The sequence below is a fragment of the Oleiphilus sp. HI0079 genome, assembly GCF_001635105.1.
This window is the reverse complement of record NZ_LWFT01000630.1, coordinates 1-2,051: the sequence shown is the minus strand read 5'-3', so window position 1 is coordinate 2,051 and position 2,051 is coordinate 1. Positions and strand designations below refer to the sequence as shown.

Below are 2,051 nucleotides of genomic sequence, written 5' to 3'. Positions count from 1 at the left end.
CACACCAATTTTCTTGCCGGGCAACGCAAATGCATTTGGCGAGGCATCGTCAAAAACCTTCACTTCCCACGCTTTTGGATCTCGACTATCTGCTAGAAGAATCGCATCAGCAATGCATCGAACATAGGAGTAGGATTCCCCGGACGAGATCGCCTTTTGCTCGCTACTCATTGCCGCAAAAGAGTCTGCTCCCATCTGGTTCATTTGAGCATCACTCACGAGAATTAATTGATTGCGTCCCGTGGGCGAACTGGCACACCCATTCAAAGCTACGAAAAGTGAAACAAGCGTTAGAGTAGTTAAGATCTTCATTGGATTAGTTTTCTGTCAAAAAGCGATGAAATTTGCTTCATATTAACGCCCAATTCAACGATTCGCACGTATAGAGTAATAACAAAACGTTTAAATTTTAATGTATGGGATTCAAAGCGGTATTGAACTATGCACTACGAGCTAATTTACACACAAGATGAACACAAAGGCGAAAGCCTAATTGGAGCGCAAATAGACAAAACCTTTGTACCAAAAAAGCCCGAAGAGAACGAGCAAGGGTTTCTATCACGCTTAAATATCCTAACGCATAGCGACACTGAAGATGCCAACTAACGGTCCAAAGAACGTTAAGGCGAAGGAAGCAACACGCGGGCTGTTGATGCATACCCCTCAAAACGTTTGCTGACAGGATGCAACTGGAACAAATCCCCGTTTAACCCAACGAGAGTGCGTCGAACGCCGCATTCCTTCGCAATTAGACTATGTTGATAGAGGTGTTCAGCTGTGCCGTGCGTCGCGACCATAATCTTCGGTTTGATGTGTCGGTAAAGGTGCCGTAGCTCATCACGGCATGGGTGTCCTGAAGCGTGAATATCTTGTTCGACCATGTCATTTTCTATGACCGAAACCTTGCGTGCTTTTATGTTGGCAATTAGACGAGCAATCTCGACTTCGTTGCCGGGAATACGCATTGAGCTGAAAATGACGCTATCTCCCTCCTCCATATCTACCCCGCGAAAGCTCCCTTTGGTGAGCATATTCAATGCGGCTCTCGGCTCACCCTGACTTCCTGTAACGAGATACATCACCTCTTCCTTTGGGAGATACGCAACCTCTGCAGCTGAGTAAATCTTAAGCTGCTTCGGCCAGTAATCAAGAGCTCGGGCAATGGAGATCATGTTCTCGAAAGCACGACCAAGAACAGCCAAATAACGCCCCGTTTGCTTTGCTACATGCGCGATACTCAGCAAGCGCGCGACGTTGCTGGCGAAGCAACTGACGAAAACCCGCCCTGTGAGAGGCGCAACCGTTTTTCTAATACCCTGCATCACTACCTGCTCAGAAACTGAATGTCCCGGCTTCAGTGCGTTCGTTGAATCGCAAATAACGCTGTCTATGCAAACATCGTCCAAAGCAAATTCCGAGGGTGTTGGCGTCGCGGGCCCAATTACCGGGTTGGCGTCGAACTTCCAGTCGCCCGTATGAAATACGCTATGCACAGGCGTTCTTATCAAAAGTCCGTTTGACTCGAGAGTAGAGTGCGTAAGCGGCTTCCATTGAATATCGAATGGCCCGACCTGATACCAATGATTCGTTTCAACGACCACGATTTGAGCAAGAATATCATTATGGCGATCATCCCTTGAGCGCGCGACTTTGCGGCGTAAGACCTCAGCAGTAAAAGGTGTGGCATAAATTCGTGTAGGGAAACGATGCCAAAGCGCTAGAATCGCGCCAATATGATCTTCATGGGCATGCGTCAGAATAATCGCTTGCAGTGCGCCGCGGTTTTCCTCGACAAAGTGCGTATCCGGTACGATAAATTCATCGAGACGAGGATGAAGCACGCCGTCAGGGTCCTGAAACATTTAACCGCAATCGACCATGATCATATGGTTATTGTGCAGATAGAGGTTTAGGTTCATCCCTATTTCCCCCGTCCCACCCAAGGGCAAAAAGTAAAGCCCATCTTGCTTAACCGGTTTATCAAACACCCAAATGTTCCTTAGAGGCTGTCGTTCTATTCGAAAATCACACGGTCCGTTTCTACCCCTGCA

At 47.8% G+C, this 2,051-nt stretch carries 3 protein-coding genes and 1 pseudogene; 1 reads left to right on the top strand and 3 read right to left on the bottom strand.

Going from position 1 to position 2,051, the window contains the following annotated elements; genetic code table 11:
• A pseudogene (locus A3750_RS11435) lies at window positions 1–204 on the bottom strand (M48 family peptidase); the annotation flags it as partial.
• A gap of 237 nt (window positions 205–441) precedes the next feature.
• On the opposite strand from A3750_RS11435, the gene A3750_RS25335 reads away from it, so the two are divergent.
• Entirely contained in the window at window positions 442–606 is a 165-nt protein-coding gene (locus A3750_RS25335; protein WP_156492245.1) for a hypothetical protein, read from the top strand.
• A 14-nt stretch (window positions 607–620) separates the two neighbouring features.
• Here A3750_RS25335 and A3750_RS11430 read toward each other — a convergent pair whose 3' ends face one another.
• Window positions 621–1,862 (bottom strand): ribonuclease J, encoded by a 1,242-nt coding sequence (locus A3750_RS11430; RefSeq protein WP_082873270.1) that lies wholly within the window; start codon window positions 1,860–1,862, stop codon window positions 621–623.
• On the bottom strand, window positions 1,863–2,051 hold a 189-nt coding region (locus tag A3750_RS26845; RefSeq protein WP_231871800.1), incomplete at its 5' end, for a hypothetical protein.